Source organism: Alitibacter langaaensis DSM 22999 (assembly GCF_003096995.1).
GTDB lineage: Bacteria > Pseudomonadota > Gammaproteobacteria > Enterobacterales > Pasteurellaceae > Exercitatus > Exercitatus langaaensis.
The window spans coordinates 12,007-31,269 of the sequence record NZ_QENU01000016.1 but is presented as its reverse complement, the minus strand read 5'-3'; the positions used below and the strand labels follow the sequence as shown (position 1 = coordinate 31,269).

The 19,263-nt window shown below is 42.9% G+C and carries 16 protein-coding genes; 2 read left to right on the top strand and 14 right to left on the bottom strand.

What is annotated here, in order from left to right; translation table 11 throughout:
- Positions 1-9: 9 nt before the first annotated feature.
- Together menD and C8D76_RS08645 are read right to left on the bottom strand one after the other, a co-directional pair.
- On the bottom strand, positions 10-1,716 hold the full coding sequence (gene menD, locus C8D76_RS08650) for a 2-succinyl-5-enolpyruvyl-6-hydroxy-3-cyclohexene-1-carboxylic-acid synthase (protein WP_116632384.1): 1,707 nt from the start codon (positions 1,714-1,716) through the stop codon (positions 10-12).
- Between the two features lie 2 nt (positions 1,717-1,718).
- Positions 1,719-2,987, bottom strand: coding sequence for an isochorismate synthase (locus tag C8D76_RS08645; RefSeq protein WP_116632383.1), 1,269 nt, complete (start codon positions 2,985-2,987; stop codon positions 1,719-1,721).
- A gap of 149 nt (positions 2,988-3,136) precedes the next feature.
- Here C8D76_RS08645 and C8D76_RS08640 point away from each other — a divergent pair, with 149 nt between their 5' ends.
- Positions 3,137-4,354, top strand: coding sequence for a pyridoxal phosphate-dependent aminotransferase (locus tag C8D76_RS08640; RefSeq protein WP_116632382.1), 1,218 nt, complete (start codon positions 3,137-3,139; stop codon positions 4,352-4,354).
- 56 nt (positions 4,355-4,410) lie between these two features.
- On the opposite strand, the gene C8D76_RS08635 is transcribed toward C8D76_RS08640, so the two are convergent.
- Positions 4,411-5,559 carry a 3-phenylpropionate MFS transporter gene (locus C8D76_RS08635; protein ID WP_116632381.1) on the bottom strand — a complete coding sequence of 383 codons (1,149 nt, stop codon included), beginning with the start codon at positions 5,557-5,559 and terminating at the stop codon, positions 4,411-4,413.
- Entirely contained in the window at positions 5,559-6,374 is an 816-nt protein-coding gene (proC, locus tag C8D76_RS08630) for a pyrroline-5-carboxylate reductase (RefSeq protein ID WP_116632380.1), read from the bottom strand. The genes C8D76_RS08635 and proC overlap by 1 nt, the downstream gene beginning before the upstream one ends.
- A gap of 62 nt (positions 6,375-6,436) precedes the next feature.
- On the opposite strand from proC, the gene rdgC reads away from it, so the two are divergent.
- The gene (gene rdgC / locus C8D76_RS08625) at positions 6,437-7,336 is read left to right on the top strand and encodes a recombination-associated protein RdgC (RefSeq protein ID WP_116632379.1); all 900 of its coding nucleotides are present in this window, start codon (positions 6,437-6,439) and stop codon (positions 7,334-7,336) included.
- A gap of 148 nt (positions 7,337-7,484) precedes the next feature.
- On the opposite strand, the gene hda is transcribed toward rdgC, so the two are convergent.
- The 10 genes from hda to rpiA all read right to left on the bottom strand — a co-directional run bounded on the left by hda (position 7,485) and on the right by rpiA (position 19,089).
- On the bottom strand, positions 7,485-8,180 hold the full coding sequence (gene hda, locus C8D76_RS08620; RefSeq protein ID WP_207775016.1) for a DnaA inactivator Hda: 696 nt from the start codon (positions 8,178-8,180) through the stop codon (positions 7,485-7,487).
- Positions 8,181-11,657, bottom strand: a complete 3,477-nt coding sequence (gene dnaE / locus C8D76_RS08615) for a DNA polymerase III subunit alpha (RefSeq protein ID WP_116632377.1) — start codon at positions 11,655-11,657, stop codon at positions 8,181-8,183.
- 45 nt (positions 11,658-11,702) lie between these two features.
- Positions 11,703-13,004 (bottom strand): polyamine export protein PaeA, encoded by a 1,302-nt coding sequence (gene paeA, locus C8D76_RS08610; protein WP_116632376.1) that lies wholly within the window; start codon positions 13,002-13,004, stop codon positions 11,703-11,705.
- 2 nt (positions 13,005-13,006) lie between these two features.
- Entirely contained in the window at positions 13,007-13,531 is a 525-nt protein-coding gene (locus C8D76_RS08605; RefSeq protein ID WP_116632375.1) for a DUF1523 family protein, read from the bottom strand.
- 28 nt (positions 13,532-13,559) lie between these two features.
- Entirely contained in the window at positions 13,560-14,342 is a 783-nt protein-coding gene (locus C8D76_RS08600; protein WP_116632374.1) for a TatD family hydrolase, read from the bottom strand.
- Between the two features lie 9 nt (positions 14,343-14,351).
- Complete coding sequence (locus C8D76_RS08595; RefSeq protein WP_116632373.1) at positions 14,352-15,329, bottom strand: DNA polymerase III subunit delta'; 978 nt, start codon at positions 15,327-15,329, stop codon at positions 14,352-14,354.
- The gene (gene tmk, locus C8D76_RS08590) at positions 15,326-15,964 is read right to left on the bottom strand and encodes a dTMP kinase (protein ID WP_116632372.1); all 639 of its coding nucleotides are present in this window, start codon (positions 15,962-15,964) and stop codon (positions 15,326-15,328) included. The genes C8D76_RS08595 and tmk overlap by 4 nt, the downstream gene beginning before the upstream one ends.
- An 11-nt stretch (positions 15,965-15,975) precedes the next feature.
- The gene (gene mltG, locus C8D76_RS08585) at positions 15,976-17,004 is read right to left on the bottom strand and encodes an endolytic transglycosylase MltG (RefSeq protein ID WP_116632371.1); all 1,029 of its coding nucleotides are present in this window, start codon (positions 17,002-17,004) and stop codon (positions 15,976-15,978) included.
- A 139-nt stretch (positions 17,005-17,143) separates the two neighbouring features.
- A complete protein-coding gene (serA, locus tag C8D76_RS08580) occupies positions 17,144-18,376 on the bottom strand; it encodes a phosphoglycerate dehydrogenase (RefSeq protein WP_116632370.1) in 1,233 nt (410 codons plus the stop codon).
- A 53-nt stretch (positions 18,377-18,429) separates the two neighbouring features.
- Entirely contained in the window at positions 18,430-19,089 is a 660-nt protein-coding gene (gene rpiA / locus C8D76_RS08575) for a ribose-5-phosphate isomerase RpiA (RefSeq protein ID WP_116632369.1), read from the bottom strand.
- Positions 19,090-19,263 lie beyond the last annotated feature (174 nt).

Genomic DNA, 19,263 nt, shown 5'->3' with positions numbered 1-19,263 from the left:
GACCGCACTTTATGCGCCAATGACGGCATGGCTAATTTGCTCAATTAAGCTTTTATAAATATGCGAACCATCTGTTGGATTCACTTTAATTTCAACAATGGTGGTTTCTTTGCGTGAATAGGCTTGTTTCAACGCTTGTCCCAAATCCGCCCAAGTGTAAGGGCGCGCATATTTCAAATCAAATGCCGCCGCTGCTTCGGCAAAGCCAAGATTGTGCGGCATGCGATAAAAGGCGTTTTTGACCTCGTTATCCACGGGCAACATATCAAAAATCGCCCCACCATTATTGTTGACCACAAAAACGACTGTTGGCTGGGTCACTTTTTTGAGCAACGCCAACGAATTTAGATCATACAATGCAGAAGTATCGCCCACAACCGCTGCCACTGGCTGATTGCCACCAATGCCAACCCCTGCAATCGTGGCGAATAAACCATCAATCCCACTCGCACCACGATTAGTATATACAGGGTAGTTTTCAGATAATTTCGTCAAGGCATCCACTAAACGCACAAACAAGCTGTTGCCCAAAAATAAAGCACAACTTTTTGGCAATACGCGTTCAATATGATGTGCCAAAGAGGCTTCGTTTAAGCCGCCACCTACTTTTTCTTCAATAAATTTTGCACAGAAATTTGACAGCGCTAACGGCTCGATCAACCAAGGTTTTTGACGCAACGGTGGGTGCGCGCGTAACCAATGATGCACTTTTGCGGTAAAGCGCGTTTGCAGATGATGATAAGGATCGACGCGATTTTCACTATCATCCACCAGCCAAAATTCACCACGGAAATCGGCTAAAAATTGGTTAATCCGTTTGCTCACAAAGCGCGAGCCCAGCTGCACCACAATATCCGCTTGTAATAATTTATCGCGCACCGTTTTATTCGCCAACCAAATATCCGCATAAGGCAATGTAGGTTCTACCCCTGATTGAATATCGGTGAGCATAATCCAGCCCATAGTTTCCGCCCAGGCTTTCACGCCCATTGCCTGTCCGTGCGGTAATTTTCCGACAACTAGCACGCCACGTTTAGTGCGCCAATCATCCCAATGTTCATGCACGAGTACTTCTTCTTGCGGCGGCTGATGAATCGCCCAAGGTCTCTTTTGTGCAAGCCAACGTTGCACAGGCGCCAACCAAGGATGGCTGTCAATTTCGCTCACATTCGCATCATAAAGCGGCTCGGCAAAAGGCGCATTAATATGAATCACGCCCGAACGTTCGGCTTGTAAATAACAAGCTTGATCAATGCTAGAAATCAGCCAATTCGCCGCATAATCTTGGCTCGGTTTAGGCAAATTCAAGGTAGAAACGGGGTACTGCCCAAACATATTTTCTTGCAAAATCGCTTGATTAGCGCCACATTCGAGCAATTCTGCAGGGCGATCTGCGGTAATCACAATTAAATTGACCGCACTTTGGCGCGCTTCAATAATCGCAGGATATAAATTCGCCGCTGCTGTGCCAGAGGTAACGATAATTGCCACAGGGCGATGTGAAGATTTGGCTAATCCTAAGGCAAAAAAGCCTAAACCACGTTCATCAAAATGCGTATGACATTGTACTTTTTGTTTTTCTTGCAAACGCACCGCTTCTAATGTTAGCGGAGTCGAGCGAGAACCTGGCGCGATACAAACGTGTTTCACGCCGTGACGCGTCAAGGTTTCTAAAATCACTTTAGACCAACAACGGTTAAAGGTACTAACTGACATCTTTACTCTCCACTACTTAATAAGGTCAATAGCCCAGAGGCTTTACGCTCAATTTCTTGCCATTCTAACAAGGGAACAGAACCTTCGACAATGCCTGCGCCGGCAAAAATACGGATTTTATTTTGTTCAATAAATGCACATCGAATCGTCACACAAAATTCGCCTTGCTGTTTACTCATCACCCCAAGGGTGCCAGCATACCAAGTGCGGTCAAAATTCTCTGAGTTTTGTAAAAACGCAATGGCTTTTTGTTGTGGCAGCCCTGATACCGCAGCGGTGGGGTGAATCGCCTGCAAACAAGCTGCATCAGAAAATTCAGGTTTGAGCGTGGCTTCAATTTGGCGGCGTAAATGCTGTACTCGGCGTAATTGTTTGAGTTCAACCTTCCCCACGTTTACTTGGGTGACGACATTTTGTAGGTTATCGCAAATATCTTTCACTACAAACAAATTTTCTTCGTCATTTTTACGATCCTGCAACAACCACGCCGCCTGCTGTTGATTTTGCTGTTCATCATCAGACATCAAAGCCGTTCCCGCAAGAGCCTCTGTTTTTACTTGAGGACCTTGACGCTTAAACAATCGCTCGGGCGTTGATCCAACAAAGGTACAATCCGCATTTTCAGCATATAAAAAATGGTAGCAGCCCGTATTTTGTTTTTCGCTTTCCGCCAGAAAATCTTTTGCATTAATAGGCTGCGCGCTTTCAAATTGGCTTTCATTTGCCAGCACTACTTTGGTTAATTTATTTTGCTGAATGGCAATCAACGCACGCTCCACCCAGCTACACCACTGCGCTTGATTCGCTTTTTGCGAAACCAGTTTCACTTGCTGTTTCAATGGCTCAAGTGCAGTGAAATGTTGTAATGTTTTTAGCGCGTTTAAGGCTTCACGTTTTTCTTGCGCGCCATCCGCTTGATTGTCCATATAAACGGAAATTCGCACGCCTTGCGCGTTTTGTTCAATCATTAAACGTGGCAACCAAAAATGCCCTTGTTTAGCAAAGGTCATGCCGCCTACTAAGGTTAAATCTTGGCTAGCCACAAAATGCTGTGCAGAAATCTCATCAGAAAATGACCGCACTTTACCAATGGCGGCGATTTTTCGCACGCTGTCGCGGAAATTCAAATAATATTGCGGAAAGGTGTCTTGTCCTTTCATCCATGCCAAAAGATCGCCAAATTCGGCGATTTCTAATTGAAATACACTGATCATCGGCGATTGTGGATTAACTTGGTGAGATTTCACTTTTTCAGCGAGTGACTCAAACATAGCTTCCTTCAATAAAACAAAGGCAAAATTGCCGTGCATTTTACCCCAATTCAAAAAAAATTTTTAGTAAATCTTTTATTCCCGAAAAAATAGGGGTAAAGTGCGGTTAATTTTTCACATTTTTTTATTTATAACAGAAGGAAATGCCAATGAATTATTTTCCTAAATCCGACAAGCTGGAACACGTTTGCTATGACATTCGTGGCCCCGTTCATCAAGAAGCGTTGCGCCTAGAAGAAGAAGGCAACAAAATTCTTAAATTAAATATCGGTAATACGGCACCATTTGGTTTTGAAGCCCCTGATGAAATTATGGTGGATATTATTCGTAATATGGCGACTTCGCAGGGCTATTGCGATTCAAAAGGGTTATATTCGGCGCGTAAAGCGGTGGTGCAATATTATCAATCTAAAGGCATTCATGGGGCAACGGTGAATGATGTGTATATTGGCAATGGTGCCTCTGAGCTCATCACGATGTCTATGCAAGCCTTGCTCAATAACGATGATGAAGTGTTAGTGCCGATGCCTGATTATCCGCTATGGACGGCGGCGGTTACGTTGTCTGGCGGCAAGGCGGTGCATTATTTATGTGATGAAGAATCCGATTGGTTTCCTTCCATAGACGATATTAAAAGTAAAATCACCTCTCGCACAAAAGGCATTGTGATTATTAATCCCAACAATCCAACGGGCGCGGTGTATAGTAAGGATTTACTGGAACAAATTGCGGATTTAGCGCGTGAACATGGTTTGATCATCTTTGCAGACGAGATTTACGATAAAATTTTATACGATGGCGCGGTGCATCACCATATCGCAGCAATCGCACCTGATATTTTAACCGTAACGTTCAATGGTTTATCCAAAGCTTATAGAATTTGTGGTTTCCGCCAAGGTTGGATGATCTTAAACGGACCTAAAGAAAAGGCGAAAGGCTATATTGAAGGCTTAGATATGATCGCATCGATGCGTTTGTGTGCCAATGTGCCAATGCAGCATGCAATTCAAACTGCGCTAGGCGGCTATCAAAGTATCAATGAATTAATCGTGCCGGGTGGGCGATTATACGAACAACGTCAACGGGCGTATGACTTGCTCAACCAAATTCCCGGTGTGAGTTGCGTAAAACCTAAGGGCGCGCTTTATATGTTCCCGAAAATTGATATTGAAAGATTTAATATTCATGATGACGAGAAAATGGTTCTTGATCTGCTCCGTCAAGAAAAAGTGTTGTTAGTGCATGGCCGCGGTTTTAACTGGCATGCGCCAGATCATTTCCGTTTGGTGTTTTTACCCCATATCAGCACCTTAGAAGATGCACTTGGGAAATTCTCGCGTTTCCTTGCGAATTACCAACAAAAATAGCGAAAACACTCAAGAGAAAGGGCGCGTTGTGCGCCCTTATTTATGTGTTGAATCAATTATTCTGCGACACGCATTTTCCTTGGAATGGTCACTAAAGCAAGTGCGGCAGCACCTGCCATTACCGCAAACATAATAGAAGCATTTTGATTGTATAACCAACCTGCCACCACCGTCATCAGCGCAACAGACATACAGCTCGCCAAGCCGTTATACAAGGCTTGTAACTTCACAATATTTTGCTGCGGTTGGCTTGCGATATAACGCATCATCGCAAAATGTAACAGGGCAAAGGTAAGACAATGGAAAAGTTGTAACGGCGTAATAATCCATAAACTCACGGATAAACTGTATCCCATCCAGCGCACCACCGCACCTACCGCCGCCAATGTCATTAATTTAGACACCGACCAGCGCTTGAACAAACGACCAGAGAAAAAGAACAAGGTGATTTCTGCAATCACCGCCAAGCCCCACAATAAACTTGTGGTTTGCACGGGGATTCCTTGCTCGTTCCAATATAAGATACTATATACATAATATCCTGCATGGGAGCCCTGCACTAAACACGCTGACACTAAAACGCGGCGTGTTAGTTTATCCTTCAATAAGCCTAAAAATGTCACCTGCGAAGAAGTGTCATCAGCCTGCTGATCTTTGACTTGAATGGCGGGATTCATTAATAAAAGCATGGCATAAAAGACAAAAAGTGCGGTCAAAATCCAGATAATTTGTTGTTCGCCGATAATGCCAATAATCTGCCCGACCACAATTAATCCAATGGTAAACGCCATTGAGCCGATTAAACGCGCTTTGCCATAATCAATGCTAATTTGTTTTTGCCATGTTGTAGCTAAGCTGTCGGTTAAAGGCATTCCCCCTGCATTCAACAGGCTAAACAAGCCAATAGAACAGAATAAGCCCCAAAAACTTTCCGCAAAATATGCCATCAAAATAGTAGAAAATACGATCAACCACGATGTAAGGCGTAAGGTGGGTAATAATTGGCTGGATTTCTTCACTTTGCTGCCAAAGAAAAAACTGCCAACAAAACGAAATAGATAAGAAGATGACATCACCAAACCGATGATCTCAGCGCCGTATTGTTGTGATTTTACCCACACGGGAAGATAAGGCACGACCACGCCATAGGCAAGGTAATAGCCTAAAAAAGCACAAGAAAGCCATAAAAAAGGAGAGATGTTCATTAGAATAATTTTTCCATTTCTTGAGATCTTGCCACGCAAGCTTGCATAGCTTGTTCCACGGTGCTGGCAAGTTGATGTTGTTCAAAAATCGCCAATGCGGCTGCCGTCGTTCCACCTTTAGAAGTGACATTTTCTCGCAACGTTGTAAAGGAAAATTGTGGTTTTTCCACCACCATTTTTGCCGCGCCTAATGCGGATTGTTGAATGAATTCGCGAGCTTGCTGCTCTGTTAAACCCATATTGGATAAGGCTTGTTGCATCGCTTCCATAAACAAGAAAAAATAGGCAGGGCTTGAGCCAGATGCGGCGGTGACCACATGCATATCGCTCTCTTGTTCAACCCAGCAGGTTTTCCCCACGGCACTTAATAGCTCCTGTGCGAACTGCTTAAATTCAGCCACAACGTTGGTTGGCGCAAATAAACCTGCCATGCCTTCCGACACCAAAGCGGGGGTATTTGGCATCACTCGCACAATATTATGCGCACTTGGCAAAAGTGCGGTCAATCTTTGTGAAGAAATGGCTGCCATAATAGAAATCAATAATTTATCGCTAAAATCGACCGCACTTAGCGCAGCACAAGCCGCTTCTGCCGCCTGTGGTTTCACCGCAAGCACCACGACCTCAGCTTGCTTCACCGATTGTTCATTATTTGTGCTAATTTGCACACCGCGCTCTGCAAACAATGCCAATTTCGTTTCATTGTGATCACAAACGGTAATATGAGCGGCGGGATAGCCTTGTTTTAGTAGCCCAAATACAATTGCCTGTGTCATATTTCCACCGCCAATAAAACAAATTGATTTATGTTGCATAATTTTCCCTAAGATCGATTAGAATAGCCGCAACATTTTACATTTAATAAAAAGGAATGCCAATGTGGTTTAAAAATGTATTAATTTATAAATTAACGAAAGAGCTTGATTGGTCGGGCTTACAAGATCAATTAGCGCAACATCAATATTTCCCTTGTAATCAATCAGATATGAGCAAGTTTGGCTGGACAACACCGTTGCGTGGCAGCGAACTTTTGCATTTTTCCGTCGGGAAACAAATTTTGCTGGTTGCGCATAAAGAAGAAAAAATCTTGCCAAGTCATGTAGTAAAAGCAGAACTTGACGAACGCATACGCCATTTGGAAGAGAAAGAAGCGCGCAAGCTGAAAAAAACCGAAAAACAAGCCTTAAAAGATGATGTGGTAGCTATGCTGCTGCCCCGCGCATTTAGCAAAAATCAGCAAACGGCGATTTGGATCAACGCTGAAACCAATTTAATTTATGTGGATGCCGCCGCCAATAAACGAGCTGAAGATGCATTGGCTTTATTGCGAAAATCTTTGGGCTCGTTGCCTGTGGTGCCACTTGCTTTTGTGATAGAACCCGCATTGGCGATGACAAATTGGATCGCGCAAAGCAATATTCCGCAATATTTGACCGCACTTGAAGAGGGCGAGCTGAAAGCCGCAGAGGACAAGGGCATTATTCGTTGCAAGAATCAATCTTTAGAAAGTGAAGAAATTTTTTCCCACTTAGAAAAAGGCAAATTAGTCACTAAGCTTGCCTTGGATTGGGACGAGCATTTAAGTTTTGTTTTCTGCGAAGATGGCTCACTCAAACGGCTAAAATTTGCGGATCAAATTCGTGAAAAAAATGATGACATTCTTAAAGAAGACTTCGCCCAACGTTTCGATGCCGACTTTATTCTGATGACTGGGGAATTAACCAAACTAACAGCATTCTTGCTTGATGATTTAGGCGGCGAGAAAGAACGTTTATAAAGCCATTGCGAGTACATTTCATTCGGTGCGTGCCATTCTTCGGCGCGCACTTTTCTTGAACCTTGCCCTAATAACATTCTTGTGATTAAAAATACGCCAATCAGACAATGATAAAAGAAGCCAAAGCCATAAACCTGTAAAACCTGATTTATAACTTTAATGTTTCCTTTACAAATGGAATGGTCAATTTGCGTTGAGCTTGTAGCGAGGCTTTATCCAGTTGCGCCAAGGCTGCAAACAAGGTATGCATATCACGATCTAGACGTTTAAGCAGAAAATTAGCGGTTTCATCGGGCAATTCAATGCCTCGACTATGTGCATTTTGCTGCAAAGCAATGACTTTTTGCTGATCATCAAGCCCATGTAGCTGATAAATTTCGCCCCAGCGTAAACGTGAAGCTAAATCTGGGAGCTGTACAGAAAGCGTATTCGGCGATTGGTCGGCACTAATCAACAACAAGGTGTGATTGGTTTCACGAATGCGATTAAATAAATCAAAGAGCGCCAATTCCCATTCGGTTTTGCCGACCACACATTGAATATCATCTAAACAAACCAGTTCCTGTTGCTCTAAATTATCCAACACAGCAGGAGAAAAATAAGCAGATTTGTTGAGTGGCACATAAAGTGCGGTGCGATTTTGAGCAAAAAATTCATTTGCCAATGCTTTCAATAAATGAGTTTTGCCACAACCTTGAGTGCCCCAAACATAGAAAAAAGGCTGTTTTAGTTGGCTGAAATTTTGGCGTAAAGAATTGAGCAACAATAAATTATTGTTGCCATAAAAATTTGCAAGGCTAGCATCATCATGCTGATGAATCGGCAAAGACAGTTGCAACATAATTTAAGCAAACTCCAATTCCACCGCACTTTCCCCAAGGAAACTAACTAATTCAGAAAGCAATTCATCGGTAGGCTTAATATACCATTGCACGCCTAATTTCATCAATGCACGCCCTTGTGGACTGTCGTAATAAATATTAATCGGCAACGCTCCGCCACTATGTGGCTCAATCACGCGCTTAAATTGCTTAATAAAGTGCGGTGAAATTTGCTGTTGTTTTAGGATAATCGCAAGGCTTTTGGCGTATTGAGTTCGGGCCTCATCAATGGTCATCAATTCGCGCACAGACATCCTTAAGCTCTGCGAGAAATCATCAAAACTCACCTGCCCTTTCACGATGATAATGCTGTCTTTATGCAATTTTTCGCCATATTTTTCTAAGGCATCGGCAAATAAAGTGATCTCTAATTTCCCAGAGCGATCTTCTAGCGTAGCAATGCCCAAGCGGTTGCCTTTTTTGGTGACTGCAAAACGTGATGCAATCACCAAACCACTGGCGGTGCTCATTTCACCACGGCGATTCGGTGCAAGATCTTTCAATCTTGTCGAACTGTAATAGGAAAGCTCTTTCAAATAAGGGCTAATCGGATGGCTACTTAAATACAAGCCTAGGGTTTCTCGCTCGCCCTCTAGCTGTTGTTTTTCTGTCCAACGTGGTGTATTGGCGTATTTACGCTCAACATCAGCATGGCTTTCCGTTAGCACGCCAAACATATCCCCTTGCCCAATTTCTTCATTTTTGGCAAATTGACTAGAAGACTGCAACGCGTCTTCCAAATTTTTTGCGAGCGCGGCTCGGTGCGGACCTAATTTATCAAACGCCCCTGATTTAATCAGACTTTCAAAGGTACGGCGATTAATTTGTTTTAAATCCACGCGCGCGCACAGATCAAATAAGTCTTTGAAAATGCCGCCTTGTTCACGGGCTTTAACCAACGCATCAATCGGGCCTTCGCCGACCCCTTTAATTGCGCCGATACCATACACAATTTCGCCTTGTTCATTGACGCTGAATGGGCGTTTACCTGCATTAATATCTGGCGGCGTAACTTTTAAGCCCATACGCAAACATTCATCGTATAAACCCACAATTTTGTCGGTATTATCAATTTCCGAAGTCATTACCGCAGCCATAAATTCCGCAGGGAAGTGCGTTTTTAGCCACAGGGTTTGATAGGAAACCAAAGCATAAGCGGCAGAGTGAGATTTATTGAAGCCATAACCTGCGAATTTTTCCACTAAATCAAAGATCTTCATCGCCAGATCGCCATCAATGCCTTTATTTTTAGCCCCTTCTTCAAACACAGAACGTTGTTTTGCCATTTCTTCTGGCTTTTTCTTACCCATTGCACGGCGCAACAAGTCAGCGCCACCAAGCGTATAACCTGCCAATTCTTGTGCAATTTGCATAACCTGTTCTTGATAAACAATTACGCCATAGGTTGGCTCTAAAATGGGTTTCAAGCATTCATGTTGATATTGCGAATCGGGATACGCCACTTCTTCACGACCATGTTTACGATCGATAAAGTTTTGCACCATACCTGATTCCAATGGACCTGGGCGGAATAATGCCACCAAGGCAATAATATCTTCAAAACAATCGGGTTGCAGGCGTTTGATAAGATCTTTCATGCCCCGTGATTCCAGCTGGAACACCGCGGTTGTTTCCGCATTAAGCAAGGTTTTAAAGGATTCAGGATCATCAAGGGGAATGCTTTCAATCCGCACTTCAGGCTTGCCCTCACGAGCCATTCGCGCATTAATCATTTCCAACGCCCATTTAATGATCGTTAGCGTCCGCAACCCCAAAAAGTCGAATTTTACCAAGCCCGCATATTCCACATCATTTTTATCAAAATGGGTAACGGGATGTAAGCCCTCGCTATCACAATACAGTGGCGAGAAATCCGTAATCAAGGTTGGGGAAATCACCACGCCCCCCGCATGTTTACCTGCGTTTCGTGTCACCCCTTCTAACTTGCGAGCCATATCGATCAGCGCTTTCACTTCTTCATCGCTGTCGTACACTTCTTGCAGCTGCGGTTCCATATCAAAGGCTTTTGCCAATGTCATACCAGGATCGGGCGGCACTAATTTGGAAATGCGATCCACAAAACCATAAGGATGACCTAACACACGCCCTACATCGCGAATCACCGCTTTGGCAGCCATTGTACCAAAGGTGATGATCTGCGATACCGCACCACGCCCGTAAGTTTCCGCAACGTGTTCAATAACGCGGTCGCGACCTTCCATACAGAAATCCACATCAAAATCGGGCATGGATACACGTTCTGGATTTAAAAAACGCTCGAAAAGCAGATCAAACTCAAGGGGATCCAAATCTGTAATTTTTAGCGCATAAGCCACTAAAGAACCCGCGCCCGATCCGCGCCCTGGCCCGACTGGCACGCCATTATCTTTTGACCACTGAATGAACTCCATCACGATTAAGAAATAGCCAGGGAAGCCCATTTGGTTAATCACACCCAATTCGGTTTCTAAACGTTCATCATAAACTGCACGCTTTTCTGACCGCACTTTGGGATCGGGGAAAAGAAATGCTAAGCGTTCTTCCAAGCCTGTGCGTGCTTTTTCGATTAAATAATCTTCAGTGGAAAGATCGCCTGTGGGGAATTGTGGCAGAAAATATTTCCCTAAACGGATGGTGACATTACAACGCTGCGCAATCAACACGGTGTTTTCTAAAGCGCTGGGAATATCCGCAAACAGATCGCACATTTCCTGTTCGCTGCGGAAATATTGCTGTTCGCTATAAAGCTGTGGGCGTTTAGGATCGTCTAGGGTAAAACCATCGTGAATGGCGACACGAATTTCGTGGGCTTCAAAATCTTCGGATTTTAAGAAAACGACATCATTAGTGGCAACCACAGGCAAGCGATGCTTACGCGCGATCTCTAAAGCCGCACGAATATAACGCTCTTCATCGCTATGCCCGACTCGGGTTAAAGCAAGGTAAAAATGTTGTGTAAAAAATTCTTGATAAAAATTGACCGCACTTTCTACGTCTGCCCAATGTTCTTTTAATATTTTTTTCCCAATATCACCTTTTCGCCCACCAGATAAAATGATGATGCCGTCTTTATGCTCAATCAACCATTCCTGATCGATATAGGGCAAATCGTCATAGCCGCGCTGATAAGCCTTTGATAATAAAAGGGTAATATTTTTATAACCCTCATTATTTTTAGCGAGCAAAGTAAGTTCAAAGCGTTCATCGCCCATTAATTCACTTTTCACTAATACATCAGCACCGATAATCGGCTTCACGCCTGCGCCTAAGGTTTCGCCATAAAATTTCACCAAACCACAAAAGTTAGTGAAATCCGTCAGCCCCATCGCCACCATATTTTCTTGCACGCAGGCTTTCACCAAGGGTTTCACCTTGGCAATACCGTCAATCATGGAAAAGTCACTATGTGTACGCAAGTGAACAAAGCGAGGCTGGCTCATTGAGAATCCTTATATTAATCGGGGATAAATTCGGGCAATAAACAATTACATTTCGTGCGCTAAATCTTGGCGAACGGAGACCAAAAGCTGATCGATTTTGAAATTGTCTGTATCAATAATTTCAAATTTGTATTTATCATAAAGCACAAAATCGGTTTTCTTTGGAATTTTGCGTAGCATATACATCATAAAACCAGCGATTGTTTCATAATTTTCCCAGTCGGGAAATGCTTCAATATCTAAGGCTCTCATCACATCTTCAAGGGGCGTTGCACCATCAATCAGCCATGAACTTTCATCACGGCGGACAATTTGCTCTTCTTCGCTAGACACTAATTCGCCCATAACGATACTCATCACATCGTTTAAGGTAACAATGCCTACGACCAAAGCGTATTCATTGACAATCACTGCAAAATCTTCGCCCGCAGATTTGAATAATTCCAAGACTTCATACAACGAAAGCGTATCGGGAATAAATAAGGGCTTGCGCAGCAAATGGTTATCCGTGAGGGAAACTTTGTCGCCTTTTAAATAAAAGGTTAGCAAGGTATGGGATTCCACATAACCAATAATTTTATCCAAGCTGCCATCACAAATCGGCAATTTGGAATGGCTGTCCGATTCTAAGGTGGCGAGCACTTTTTCACGGTCAAAAGTGCGGTCTAAAAACACGATATTTTCGCGGGTCGTCATTGTCGAAGTGACGGTGCGCTCTTGCATATCGAAAATATTTTCGATCAAATAATGCTCTTGCGCTTTTAAAACGCCTGATTCCGCCCCTGCTTCTACTACCGCCACAATATCTTCCGATGTCATGCTTTCTTCACGAATCGTGGATACACGCAATAATCGAAGCACAAAATTGGCAAGGCTGTCGAAAATCCACACCAATGGGCTGAACACAAAAATGCAGAATTGCATAATTTTCACGGTGCGCAATGCCACCACTTCGGGATAGGTCATCGCAATGCGTTTCGGGATCAAATCCGCAATTAACACAAAAGAAAAAGTAACTAAAGCAAATGCCGTCCATGATGCAACGCTAGCCAATAAATCTTTTGGCACGACATTAGTCAACGCCTCTGCAATATATGGCGTGAGCGCGCTTTCCCCTAACTTCCCCGCTAAGACTGCCACCATATTTAGCCCAATTTGGACAACCGTAATAAAACGCCCAGGCCGTTCTTGCAAACGCAATATCAGCGCGGCGTTAAGGTTGCCCTCATGGGCTAAGGTTTGTAACTTTAGCCTACGCGAGCCAGCTAAGGAAATTTCTGCGGAAGAAATCACCGCACTCATCGCTATCAATAATGCAATAATTAAAATGGGTTCAAGCAATCCCATGCTTATGCCTCGCTGTCAAACCAACCGCGGATAAATTGAATGCTAAAGAACATCGTTAGCAAGCCTAAAACATAGAAAATCCAGCTTAAAATTGGGTGTGAAACTTGCTCTTCATCCACTTCGTGCATTGAAACGACATTACGGAATTCATTAAACATCACGATGTTCCAGCCATAATATTTCACTTCCACCAATTTTTTATTTTGGGCAAAACCTGAAGCGCGCGCCTGTTGCACCGCGGAATCAAATTTAAAATAGAATGGAAAGCCCCAGCGTGTATCTTCATTGCGATACACTGTTGGTTTTGCTTCATCAGTGCGTTGCGTATAAATATAATAAACATCACGCGTTGGGCCGTCTTCTGGATTTGACTTAGTAATTGGGCCATCTTTATCCACCCGTTTGACTTCTACCCCTGTTACATAGGTGGTTTCATAATGTGGGAACACAAAATTAATCCCCGCGAATAATACCGCGTGGAATAGCACCACCACGAGAATGAAGAAATATTTGATAAATTTACGCATGTTGTCTCCTTTGCTTAAAAAGTGCGGTCTATTTTACTTGAATTTTAAATAAACGCTCAAAATTTTCTGTGGTAATTTTCGCAAATTCTTGCGCGCTTACCCCTTTCAATGTTGCCACATATTCGCAGACTTCGCGCGTATAGGCAGGTTGATTTTGTTTGCCACGATACGGCACTGGCGCTAAATATGGGCTATCTGTTTCCACTAACAAACGATCCAACGGCACTTGGCGAATCACCTCGCGCAGTTCTTCTGCATTTTTAAAGGTCACAATGCCAGAACAAGAAATGTAAAAACCGAGATCCAATGCTTGCTCAGCAAACTGCATTGTTTCGGTAAAACAATGAATAACGCCGCCACAATGTTGCGCCTGATTTTCTCGCAACAAAGCAATGGTATCATCGCCTGCATCACGGGTATGAATAATCACAGGTTTATTTAGCTGATTTGCCACTTGAATTTGGCTGGCAAACACCGCTTGCTGTTCAGACTTATTTTCCGCGCTGTAATAATAATCTAGTCCAATTTCCCCAATTGCCACCACTTTAGGGTGAGCAGCTAAGGCTAACAAACGCGCCTGATCATAAGGCTCTTCATCTAAATCCAACGGATGGACGCCACAAGCCAAAGAAACGTTATCTAAATGGGCTAACATTTTTTGCTGCTGTTCAAAACGGCTTAATGTCACCCCAATATTCAATAAATGGCGAACACCACGCAAACGGGCTTTTTCTACCACATCATCGACATTTTCATGTAATTTTTCATAATCCAACGCGTCTAAATGGCAATGACTGTCCACAATAAACATAAACTTTCCTTAATTTTCAAATACTTCTGTCACTAATTTTGTTAATCCATCAAGCAAAATCAATTCCTGATTCACCGCATTAATTTGGGTTAAATCTGACCGCACTTTTTGTACAATTTGGTTGGCGTTGAGTAGCCCTTGAGCGGTTTGTTTTTGGCTGAATTGTTGGATGCCACGCTGTAAATCTTGGTTAATCCAGTTAGATTGAATGCCCAATTTGTCTTTTAATGCATCGGATAAAAAAGAAGAAATCCAATCCAATTGCTGGAAAATCAATGCGCTATCAAATAATGGCAACAATTCTAACGGGGAAGAGCGGGTATAAAATAGCCAAAATTGGCGCAAAAATTCACGGCGTTTTTCCAATAAATTTTGTTGCAAGCACTCTAACGCGAGCAGTGGACGGCCATAATTAATGCGAAGTGCGGTCAAAATTTCGTGCGTTTCTGCAGAATATTCTGTGTGCAACCAATCTTGCGCCACTTGCAAAGAGGGCGCATTCACAATCCAAGTCTGACAACGACTGTGAATGGTTGCCAACAAAGGTGAACTTAAACCTGTTTGCAGTAAAAAATAAGTATTCGGGCGTGGTTCTTCTAAGGTTTTTAATAACGCATTCGCCGCAGCTTCTGTCAAACGCTCCGCCCCTTGCACCATCACTACTTTATTGCCATTTTGCTGTGCGTGCTGATTCACTTTTTCGTTCATCTCGCGCACTTGATCTACGCCAATATCTTTATTATCAATCGGCGCAAGCAAGTGAAAATCGGGGTGGCTACCCGCAGAAAATAAATGGCAAGCATGGCAATGGCCACAAGGTTTTTCACTTTCTTGGCAAAATAACAAACTAGCAACCGCATCAATCAATCGCTCGCTGCCCAAACCAAAATCGGTTTTGAACAATAACGCGTGATGCCCATGCCCTTGTGAAAAAGCATTGCTAATTTGATGATAAATTGGCTCAAGCCACGGGTAAAGTGTGGTCATAAATCGATAAATTTAGAAAAAACGAAATTTTTAACCGCACTTTTAATATCGGCAGTCACTTCTTCGAGCGTTTGTTCAGCATTGATAATCACTGCTTTGGGATTATCCTTGACCAGTTCTAAATAACGCGCTCGGGTGCGATAAAAAAAGTCCAATCCAGATTGTTCAATGCGATCTAATTCGCCACGACCGCGTGCGCGCGCCAACCCAATCGCTGGGTCAATATCTAAATAAATGGTAAAATCAGGTTCAAAATCGCCTAAAACGCTGTTTTTTAAGGTTTGCATAAACTGTTTGTCGAGCTGTCGCCCGCCACCTTGATAGGCTTGTGATGACAGATCATGGCGATCACCAATCACCCATTTTCCTTGCGCTAAGGCTGGCTTAATCACATTTTCCACTAACTGAATACGCGCGGCATAAAGCATCAGCAATTCAGCCTTGTCTGTGATTGGTTCTTCGGTTTCATGCTTGATTAACTGGCGTAATTTTTCCGCTAACGGCGTGCCGCCCGGCTCGCGAGTGAACACTAAGTCTGTAATGCCTAATGCTTGTAGTTCTTCCACAATCGCATTATGCGCTGTGGTTTTGCCCGCACCTTCTAAACCTTCAAGGACGATAAATTTTCCGTTCATACTGTTCCTGATTATTTATTTTTGTTTTGACGTTGCCAGCGTAAATATTCTTGCACGGCACGATTATGCTCTGTGAGCGTGCGTGTAAATTTATGTCCGCCCGAACCATCTGCAACAAAATAGAAAAAATCGGTTTTTTCTGGGTGTGCCACTGCCATTAGCGCGCTTTCACTCGGATTCGCAATCGGCGTTGGCGGCAAGCCATCAATGGTATAAGTATTGTATGGCGTTGGTGTTTCTAAATCTTTTTTGCGAATATTGCCGTTATAGCTATCGCCCATACCATAAATCACGGTAGGATCGGTTTGTAAGCGCATTTGAGATTTCAAACGGTTAATAAATACAGAGGCAATTCTTGCACGTTCGGCTTGCACGCCACTTTCTTTTTCTACAATAGAGGCAAGAATCAGCATTTCATATTGATTGGCGAGCGGTAAGGCTTCATCACGTTCAGCCCAAGCCTTGTCTAAACTTGTCTGCATTTTTTCTACGGCACGTTTCAACAGCGCAAGATCCGTAGAATTAGGCACGTAATTATAAGTGTCAGGATAAATCCAACCCTCCAATTTGCCTTGTGAATTTTCTGGCAATCCGAGCAATGTCATTATCTCGGCTTCTGTTTTATCCGTTAATTCGTGGGTCAAGTGCGGTGCATTTTGCAAAGATTTTAATGCTTGCTTTACAGTTTCGCCATCAGTGAAACGAATGGCGAGTTGGGCCTCTTTTCCACTATTCAGCAATGTTAATAAATCAGCTACGGTTTTCACATCTGTCAGAGAATACGTTCCCGCTTTCACATTGTTATATTCAGGCTGCAACTTCAATGCCCAAACCAACCATTTGCTATCATTTACCAAATGTTCACGTTCTAACAATACGGCTAATTTTTTGCCCGTGGTGCCACGTTCAAGGGTCAATAATTGATCTGGCTGAGTATGCACAGGTTGCTGAATAAATCGCTGAATTTGCTGATGCCCCCAAAAGCCTACACCAACAAGAGCAATCAATATAAAAAGTAGGAAACAGAAAAATTTTTTCATTTAGTCTTTGTTATTAGCCAATAATTTGCAGGGAATTTTAGCACATAACGCGAGAGAAAGAAAAAGTGCGGTGATTTTGACCGCACTTTGAGTTGGAAGAGTTAAAGCGAGCAAAATAGCGCTTATTTATTGCATTGCTTTAGTACAAAAGACGCGCACGAATAGTGCCATCAATGGCTTTCAATTTCGTTAATAATGCTTCTGTGTCATCTGATTCCACATCAATAACCACATAACCAATTGTCGGATCAGTTTGTAAGAATTGGGCGGCGATGTTGATATTCGCATCCACAAACACTTTGTTGATTTGATTTAAAATACCTGGGCGATTGTGGTGAATATGTAATAAACGTTTCGTCCCTTCGTGTTCTGGTAAAGACACTTCAGGGAAGTTAACCGCAGACAAGGTTGAACCATTATCTGAATATTTAACAAATTTTAATGCCACTTCCGTGCCGATATTTTCTTGCGCTTCCGCCGTTGAACCACCGATGTGTGGCGTGAGCAACACATTATCAAATTTACGCAACGGGGATTCAAACACTTCATCCGCAGATGCAGGTTCGACAGGGAATACATCAATGGCGGCGCCACGAATTTTTCCTGCTTCCAATGCAGCAGCTAGGGCATCAATATCGACCACCGTGCCACGCGCAGCATTCACTAAAACACTGCCCTGTTTTAATTGCGCAATACGATCTGCATTCATTAAATTTTTGGTTGATGGGTTTTCTGGCACGTGTAATGAAATAACATCACATGAACTCAATAATTCTTCCAGCGAGCCTACTTGATGGGCGTTACCCAAGGGTAATTTAGTTTCCACATCGTAGAAATACACATTCATGCCCAAAGATTCAGCAATAATACTCAACTGCGAGCCGATATGCCCATAACCAATAATACCCAATTTTTTCCCGCGTACTTCGTGAGAGCCCACCGCAGATTTATTCCATTGCCCACGATGTACTTCCGCATTGGCTTTTGGAATTTGGCGCATTAACAAAATAATTTCAGCCAACACTAATTCTGCCACAGAACGGGTATTTGAATAAGGCGCATTAAAAACAGGGATCCCTTTTTCTTTCGCTGCAGATAAATTGACTTGGTTGGTGCCGATACAAAAACACCCCACCGCAACTAATTTATGGGCGTGTTCTAAAATATCTGCCGTTAAATTTGTGCGAGAACGTAAGCCCACAAAATGCGCATCTTTAATCGCTTCTTTCAATTCTTCGGGATCTAAGGCTTTTTTGTGGTATTCAATATTGGTGTATCCCGCTTCGTGCAATACATCAATCGCATTTTGATGCACGCCTTCTAATAATAAGAACTTAATCTTTGATTTATCTAAAGAAACTTTAGCCATAATATTTTCCTTATAATAATTTTGAATATGTTGTGTTTGCGCTTAAAGTGCGGTCATTATTTAATAAGTTTTGCCCCTTCAGCGGTGCCAACAATGACAATGTGCGCTAAATTTAAAGCAAAAATGCCGTTGGTCACCACACCCGCTACGTTATTTAATTCTTTTTCCATTTCAATGGGATTCATAATTTTGAAATTATGCACATCCAAAATTACGTTGCCATTATCAGTCACCACGCCTTCACGCCATTCTGGTGAACCGCCAAGGGCGACTAATTTACGCGCCACTTGCGAACGCGCCATCGGGATGACTTCCACGGGCAAGGGGAATGTTGAACCTAAAACATCCACCTGTTTTGAGCTATCCACAATGCAGATAAATTGTTTAGCCAATGACGCAACGATTTTTTCTCGTGTCAACGCTGCCCCACCGCCTTTGATCATCATTTTTTGTGGGTTAATTTCATCAGCACCATCCACATAAATGTCCAAACTTGAGACATCATTTGCGCTGAATACTTCAATACCTTGCTTGCGCAATAATTCTTCCGAGGCCTTTGAAGCCGCCACAGCACCTTTAATTTGATTTTTCATTGAACCCAATGCTTCGATAAAACAATTTACCGTCGAGCCGCTGCCAACGCCAACGATAGTATCAGGTTGTACAAATTTTAACGCTTCCTGCGCTGCCAATTTCTTCATTTCGAGCTGGTTCATATGTTTCCTTATTGCGCATAATACTCAAACGATTGCTATACTCTAATACTCAACAGAATAGGATGCAATAATATTCTGTTATAAATTATTTCATCTCATTATAAAAGCGTGCATTTTGCACTGAAATCATAGCTTACCACATCTTTACAAAATTAGAACAATCAGAAAAAAATA

What these genes read in the sequence shown, in the direction of transcription:
- menD (WP_116632384.1), bottom strand. Translation starts at nt 1,716, where the DNA reads ATGTCAGTTAGTACCTTTAACCGTTGTTGGTCTAAAGTGATTTTAGAA.
- C8D76_RS08645 (WP_116632383.1), bottom strand. Translation starts at nt 2,987, where the DNA reads ATGTTTGAGTCACTCGCTGAAAAAGTGAAATCTCACCAAGTTAATCCA.
- C8D76_RS08640 (WP_116632382.1), top strand. Translation starts at nt 3,137, where the DNA reads ATGAATTATTTTCCTAAATCCGACAAGCTGGAACACGTTTGCTATGAC.
- C8D76_RS08635 (WP_116632381.1), bottom strand. Translation starts at nt 5,559, where the DNA reads ATGAACATCTCTCCTTTTTTATGGCTTTCTTGTGCTTTTTTAGGCTAT.
- proC (WP_116632380.1), bottom strand. Translation starts at nt 6,374, where the DNA reads ATGCAACATAAATCAATTTGTTTTATTGGCGGTGGAAATATGACACAG.
- rdgC (WP_116632379.1), top strand. Translation starts at nt 6,437, where the DNA reads ATGTGGTTTAAAAATGTATTAATTTATAAATTAACGAAAGAGCTTGAT.
- dnaE (WP_116632377.1), bottom strand. Translation starts at nt 11,657, where the DNA reads ATGAGCCAGCCTCGCTTTGTTCACTTGCGTACACATAGTGACTTTTCC.
- paeA (WP_116632376.1), bottom strand. Translation starts at nt 13,004, where the DNA reads ATGGGATTGCTTGAACCCATTTTAATTATTGCATTATTGATAGCGATG.
- C8D76_RS08605 (WP_116632375.1), bottom strand. Translation starts at nt 13,531, where the DNA reads ATGCGTAAATTTATCAAATATTTCTTCATTCTCGTGGTGGTGCTATTC.
- C8D76_RS08600 (WP_116632374.1), bottom strand. Translation starts at nt 14,342, where the DNA reads ATGTTTATTGTGGACAGTCATTGCCATTTAGACGCGTTGGATTATGAA.
- C8D76_RS08595 (WP_116632373.1), bottom strand. Translation starts at nt 15,329, where the DNA reads ATGACCACACTTTACCCGTGGCTTGAGCCAATTTATCATCAAATTAGC.
- tmk (WP_116632372.1), bottom strand. Translation starts at nt 15,964, where the DNA reads ATGAACGGAAAATTTATCGTCCTTGAAGGTTTAGAAGGTGCGGGCAAA.
- mltG (WP_116632371.1), bottom strand. Translation starts at nt 17,004, where the DNA reads ATGAAAAAATTTTTCTGTTTCCTACTTTTTATATTGATTGCTCTTGTT.
- rpiA (WP_116632369.1), bottom strand. Translation starts at nt 19,089, where the DNA reads ATGAACCAGCTCGAAATGAAGAAATTGGCAGCGCAGGAAGCGTTAAAA.